This window comes from Nostoc sp. CMAA1605 (assembly GCF_021596505.1).
Lineage (GTDB): Bacteria > Cyanobacteriota > Cyanobacteriia > Cyanobacteriales > Nostocaceae > Trichormus.
In genome coordinates, this window is sequence record NZ_PJIZ01000028.1 from 54,965 (window position 1) to 61,715 (window position 6,751).

The following is a 6,751-nucleotide window of genomic DNA, read 5'->3' on the forward strand; positions in this document are numbered from 1 at the left end:
ATAGTATTTTGTTAGCTGAAGCACTCAATTTCATTCCAAGCGATCTCGCTGCTGCTGACGTGCTTGGAGTTTGAGCAGAATTTCGGCGTGCATCTCACGAGTAATGGGGTAAAAATAGGTGAGGATTAAACCTATAATGAGAGCGATCGCAGGTATTGGGCCGATAGAAACACGAATCACCTCTAACACAGCATTTGGTTGTACTGGGATAGGAATATTTGTTGTGGGTTTAATATAGCCGGCTGTACCTAACCTTTGTAAAACGATATTCACCGCCAAGCCTAAACAAATTTTTTGGATAAAGACAATGAAACTATAAAAAATACCTTCCCTTCTTTGTCCGGTTTTGAGTTCGTCTAATTCAATTACATCAGGTAACATTGACCAAGGTACAAGGTAAGCTGTAGACACCCCAAAACCTGCCATGATGGCAAAAATATACATCAGGGTGACTTGACCAGGCTGTAAAAAAAATAACCCACCTTGGGCGATAATCCATATACTCACACCCATGTAATATACAACTTGTTTACCAACCCGCTTACTGATCGCACTCCAGACAAACAGCATTGACATTGCAGTACCTTGGACTGCCAACAATACTAAATTAAAATGCCAAGATGGTAATCGCATCCAACTGACAACAAAGTAAGGAATAATACTAGCCGTCAACTGCACACTCAACCAGGAACACAAATAAATCCCGACGACAAACAAGAAAGGACGATTAGTAAAAACAATTTGGAGTTGCTTCAATAAGGGAATTGATACCGTCTGTTCCATTTGGGGATGTAACTTAGCCATTGCTTTAGCACGGTTTTTTGTTCCCCAAACACACCAATACAAAGGAAACACCGAAACAACTGCACAAATAGCACCCAAGACTATGTATTGTAGTTGTTTATTTTGCGGAATGATTAAGGAAATCACCAACGCCAGCAAAACAGCAAAAATGCTTCCACCGATAGAAAAGAAAAAGCGAAAACTGTTGAGGCTAGTACGTTCGTCGTAGTCTTGTGTCAGTTCGGCGGTGAGGGCTGTATATGGTAATTGACAATAGTATAGAAAGCATTAAACAAAATTGAAACGATAGTATAAAACCAAAACAAGCCCCACTCGTTTACACTTTCATTACTACTAAACTGAGGGACAACCCAGTTTAAAAAAAAGAAAATTCCAAAAGGAACTGCACCCCAAATCATCCAAGGATATCGCCTCCCCTGACTACTCTGAGTGCGATCGCTTAATACCCCCACCATTGGATCATTAATAGCATCCCATACTTTGCCGATGAGTTGGGTGAGTCCAGCTAACTCTGGTTTTAAACCCGCTACATCTGTTAAAAAAGGTGACAAATAAGAAATTCCTATCATCGCTGTGATAGCTGTTCCCAAATCCCCAGCACCGAAAGCGATTTTAGTTTTCAAGTCGAGTTTTTCACTGACTTGATGCTTTTGGGAATAGTCATCAGCAGTAGAATCGTTCATAATGTCTTGCACTCATACTAAAATATGAAATTTGCGATCGCTTTGTTTAGCGTCAGCATCGCTTTTAGTATCACCTATAAAATACCTACCTTATGCCAGACCTTTACGTTTCTTGGTCAGAGTATCACTATAAAATTGAGCAACTAGCGGCTCGTATTTATGACTCTGGTTGGGAATTTAATCAAATACTTTGTTTAGCCAGGGGCGGACTGCGTGTTGGTGATATCCTTTCTCGTATATATCAGCAGCCTTTGGCAATTTTAGCAACATCGTCTTACAGTGGTGCAGGCAAACAAGCTAGAGGTAAGTTAATTTTCTCCCGTCATTTAACCATGACCACGGAAACATTAGGTTCACGCATTCTAGTAGTTGACGATTTGGTAGACTCAGGAATTACACTCAAAGAAACTATCCCGTGGCTATACGAAAACACTACTACACCCATCGAGGAAATTCGTACCGCCGTCATTTGGTACAAAGCTTGCTCTATCTTTGCACCTAACTACTACATTGATTATTTACCTGATAATCCCTGGATTCGCCAACCTTTTGAACATTACGAAAATATCAGTCCCGCAGATTTGGCGGCAAAAGTGATGTGAATTGGGCATTGGGCATTGGGCATTGGGCATTGGGCATTGGGCATTGGGCATTGGGCATTGGACATTAGTATAAAATCTATCCCCTTATACCCTTATACCCTTACACCCCTATACCCCTACACCCCTATTTCTCCTGGAAAGTCCAAACGCCTTCATCCCATTCGGTTGTTGTAGGTGGTGATTGTAACCAATGTTGACAACGTAAAAGATGTAACATGGCGGCTTTATCTTGATTATCAAAGGCTAAAACTTTGGCAAATTCGGCTCTAGCAGTAGTGAATTCTTGTTGGAGATAATATTCCCGACCTTTGTGATAATGTTCGATCACTTGTAGCTTTTCACTGTTGATAGGGTCGGAACGTAAACCAACTAATTCATAGATAGCTACTGGTTCGTTTCTCCCTTTAACGCGAATATAATCTAATTCCCGCGCCCAGATTTTTTCTTGACAGGGTTTAAAGGTATTATCACTGAGAATAATGTCACAGCCGTATTGTTTGCTAACACTTTCTAAACGTGAACCTAAGTTGACACCATCCCCAATGGCCGTGAATTCCATCCGCTTACTAGAACCGATGTTACCACTAATGACGGTATCGGAGTTAATCCCAATGCCAATACTAATTCTGGGTTTATTAGCAGCGTAACGACGTTGATTAAATTCTTGTAAGCGATGGCGCATTTCTATCGATGTTTGTACCGCCATCCAAGCGTGTTCTTCTAAGGGAAGAGGCGAACCGAACACGGCCATAATTGCATCACCGATATATTTATCGAGAGTCCCTTTGTGTTTAAATACAGCCTCTACCATTGATTCAAAATATTCATTCAGCATACTAACCACTTCTTCTGCTTCCAGATTTTCTGTCAAAGTGGTGTAGCCCCGAATATCGGAGAATAAAATCGAAACTTCTTTGCGATCGCCTCCTAGTTTAGCATCATCTAGTTTCAGCAATTCCTCGGCTAATTCTTGCGTCATGTAGCGATACATTGTACTTTTGAGGCGTTTTTCATCGCTAATGTCTTCCATGACTACCAACGCGCCACCTACTTGGCTGGGATCATTGGCATTGGCGATTGTATTAATTGATAAGTTAATACTATGCTGTTCTGATTCGGCATCTACACTCAATAAGGTACGGTCAGGATAATATTGCTGACGATGCTTGGGATCAGCACCGAGTAAAGCATCTTGACACCACCTACTAAAATCACCTTCTTTAATGGCGATCGCTTCACTCACTAATTTACCTTCTATACGCTCTTCTTCGGCTAATCCCAATAACCGTTTCGCGCTTTCATTGGCTGCAATAATTGCACCTGATTTATCTGTGGAAATCACGCCATTGGAAAGACTCCGCAGAATATCCCGTTGTAATTGTTCTTGTTGTTTGACCTTGGCAAATAATTGGGCGTTTTGTAATGCTACCCCAGCTTGAATGTTGAAAGCTTCCATAAATTCTTCGTCGTTGCGGTCAAAGCTAGCTTGGAAGCATTCCGGTGCTTTAGGCCAGTCAGCAGGGTTATAAGGTGGAAAATCTCCAGATTTCTTTTTATTGACTAATTGTGTCACCCCAATTAACTCTTGATCAGCGTTAAATACGGGCATACACAGTAAACTACAGGTACGGTAGCCATTTTGCTGATCCAAATATTTGGCGGTTTCTGAGTCTGAATGGTCGTATAAATCGAAGGGAATATTGAGTTTTTGACCGGATGCGGCGACTATTCCCACAAAACCCTTACCGATGGTCACGCGTAATTCTCTGGTTGAACCATCATCTTGGGTAATTTTTGTCCAGAGTTCATGGCGATCGCGGTCGATTAACCATAGTGTACTGCGATCGGCGTTCATTAATTCTTTGGCTTCATCCATCACCCTTTTGAGGGTGTCTTCTAAGTCCAGACTACTTTGACTTAGGGACTTTACCGCCTTCATCATCGCAGCTGCGGCTCTTTGTTTTTGTGTAGCGATGTAAAAAGAGCGAGACGATTCTAAAATCAGGCGAATAGAGGGGGCAAATTCTTGAAATAATTGCTCATCAGCACCAGTAAAGCCTACAGGATCAACCCGTTCCGCCAGTGGTGCATCTGGTTGCTGTGTAGGTTTTAATTTATTGAGTAACTGTACTACCGCCACTAGTTGTCCTTGTTCATTGAGTAGCGGTAAGGCCAGCATAGTGTAAGTGCGATAGCCCGTGATTTTCTCTTGTTTTTGGGCAAATATCGACCGAGGGTCACTATAAAAATCAAAGGGAATATTTACCACCTGCTTAAAAGTCGCCACTTCCCCCGCAATTCCTTTATCGGCGGGAATGCGAATTTCTAAAGACCGTTTCCCCTCACCTTCTGCGACAATTGACCACAGTTCTTGTTTTTCCTCATCCAGCAAAAATATAGTTGTTCTGTCTGCTCCCAATAATTCCCCAGTTTTTAACGTAATCGAGTGCAACATTTCTTGCAGAATTGTCTCAAAACCCTGAGAATCCAACATGGACAGGGTTTGATGCACAATATGTAATTTCTGCTCAACTTCTGTAACAACTTGTTTAAAAGTGTCTTGCGTTAGGGGAGCTAGAAAGGTGGAAATAGTGCCTTTGCGTCGGGCTAGATTCCCGACAGGAGAAGCATTTACTGCTAAGGCCTGATTTTCCTGGTTGTGAACACCAATCATCAAATCAGCTGTCTCCCCAAAACTACGCTGTTGCGCTGACATAGGTAATTTTTGATATAGCAGGATTGTAACTTTAAAGAATTTTTTATGTGTTGCTTTAGCAACTAGTATTGGACATTACCCACAGTGTAATCTGTTGTGAATTCCTCGTCATCCTGCTTTTCTCCTGTTTTCTCAATATTACTAACAGCTTGTTTTGTGTTTCAAATTTAACATAGAAAAAAATTCTACACGACTGAGATTTTTAGCGTGTAGTTAATAAGCATACTTTAACATTCAAACTGTAGTTGACTTAAATAGTTATTAGATTTATGGGTGCCAATAGTATGATTCCCTATCACCAAGCTAAACTAACATTTCTCGGCCAAACTTGTGAAATGATGTACTTAATTGTCTGCATCCTTTAAAGATCAAGAGAGGTATCAATGAACTGGATTAAAGTTCTTCCCCAAGATGAACTGCCACCCAACGGACGCAAAGTGGTAAAAGTAGAACAACGCAACATCCTTTTACTTCACCACAATAACCAAGTTTTCGCCGTAGAAAATTCCTGTCCCCATCTCAAATTACCCATGCAAAAAGGGAAAATCACCGATGATGGGGCTATTGTCTGTCCCTTCCACCGCAGTGCTTTTGATTTATCCACCGGTAATCCCAAAGACTGGACTCCTTTCCCCCCTGGTATCGGTAAAGTAATGGGTATGATTTCCAAAGAAAAAGCTCTTTCCGTGTTTCCCACCCGTGTAGAAGAAGGTAGTATCTGGGTGGGAGTCTGATGTGATTGGGGATTGGGGACACTTCGACAAGCTCAGTGCTTCGCTGGGGACTGGGGATTGGGGACTGGGGATTGGGGACTGGGGATTGGGGACTGGGGATTGGGGACTGGGGATTGGGAACTGTTCCCACCCTGAAAATGCTCATTAAAATTGTAGAGACGTTGTATACAACGTCTCTACTCAACACCCAGCACTCAGCACTCAGCACTCAGCACTCAGCACTCAGCACTCAGCACTCAGCACTCAGCACTCAGCACTCACTACTCCCCACTCCTTCCTTGACGATAACAAGCAAACTCCATTGAGAATGTCGCCATTCCGGCTGTGAGCGATCGCAAGTCGGTAGAATAACCAAACATCTGCACTAAGGGAACTTCCGCCTGAATTACGGAGTAAGTTTGCATGGTTTCTGAACCCAGCAATACACCGCGACGGGAAGACAAATCACCCTGGACTCGTCCCAAAAACTCGTTTGGTGTTTCCACTTCTACCAGCATGATGGGTTCGAGGATGTAAGGTTTAGCTTGAGTTAACGCCTGTTCTAAGGCTTGATGGGCTGCGGCTCTAAAAGCTAATTCTGAAGAATCTACTTTATGATAAGAACCACCATCTAACACGACTTTTACCCCTGTGACTGGGTAGCCTTCTAGCTGTCCTGATTGGATGGCTTCACGGAAACCTTTCTCACAGGCGGGGATGAATTCTTTAGGAATTGCACCGCCGACTACCTGATTTTCAAACACAAAGGGTTCTGTGGTGGGTTCAATCCAGCCTTGGACATGGGCGAATTGACCAGAACCACCGGATTGTTTTTTCAGTCGATAGTCAAAGTGAGCTTTTTGGCTGATGGTTTCCCGATAAGCTACCGCAGGCTGACCGACATAAACATCGGTGTTATATTCTCGTTGCAGGCGTTCTACGTAAATTTCCAGATGTAATTCTCCCATCCCAGAAATTAAGGTTGTGCCTAATTCGGGGTCGATACTCAAGCGGAAAGTCGGGTCTTCCTTCTGGAAGCGGTGCAAGGCTTTAGCGAGGCGATCGCTATCTTCTTGTTTTTTGGGTGTAATTGACAGTGTAATCACTGGTTCGGGTACATACATCCCCTCTAGAGACACAAACGGTTCTCCACTACAGAAGGTATCACCAGAAGCACAATCTACACCCAACAGGGCGATAATATCCCCTGCTACCGCTTCTTTGATTTCTTCC

Annotated in this window: 4 protein-coding genes and 2 pseudogenes; 3 read left to right on the plus strand and 3 right to left on the minus strand. The window is 42.8% G+C overall.

What is annotated here, in order from left to right; genetic code table 11:
* Positions 1-30: 30 nt before the first annotated feature.
* Positions 31-1,487 (minus strand): annotated as a pseudogene (locus CV014_RS12315) (MFS transporter).
* Between the two features lie 92 nt (positions 1,488-1,579).
* Here CV014_RS12315 and CV014_RS12320 point away from each other — a divergent pair.
* Entirely contained in the window at positions 1,580-2,089 is a 510-nt protein-coding gene (locus tag CV014_RS12320; protein WP_236142291.1) for a phosphoribosyltransferase, read from the plus strand.
* 124 nt (positions 2,090-2,213) lie between these two features.
* Here CV014_RS12320 and CV014_RS12325 read toward each other — a convergent pair whose 3' ends face one another.
* A complete protein-coding gene (locus CV014_RS12325; protein ID WP_236142292.1) occupies positions 2,214-4,805 on the minus strand; it encodes a GAF domain-containing protein in 2,592 nt (863 codons plus the stop codon).
* A gap of 383 nt (positions 4,806-5,188) precedes the next feature.
* Here CV014_RS12325 and CV014_RS12330 point away from each other — a divergent pair, with 383 nt between their 5' ends.
* A complete protein-coding gene (locus CV014_RS12330) occupies positions 5,189-5,539 on the plus strand; it encodes a Rieske (2Fe-2S) protein (protein ID WP_236142293.1) in 351 nt (116 codons plus the stop codon).
* A 5-nt stretch (positions 5,540-5,544) separates the two neighbouring features.
* The gene (locus CV014_RS12335) at positions 5,545-5,844 is read left to right on the plus strand and encodes a hypothetical protein (protein WP_236142294.1); all 300 of its coding nucleotides are present in this window, start codon (positions 5,545-5,547) and stop codon (positions 5,842-5,844) included.
* Here CV014_RS12335 and fusA read toward each other — a convergent pair.
* A pseudogene (gene fusA / locus CV014_RS12340) lies at positions 5,800-6,751 on the minus strand (elongation factor G); the annotation flags it as partial. The gene CV014_RS12335 and the pseudogene fusA overlap by 45 nt on opposite strands.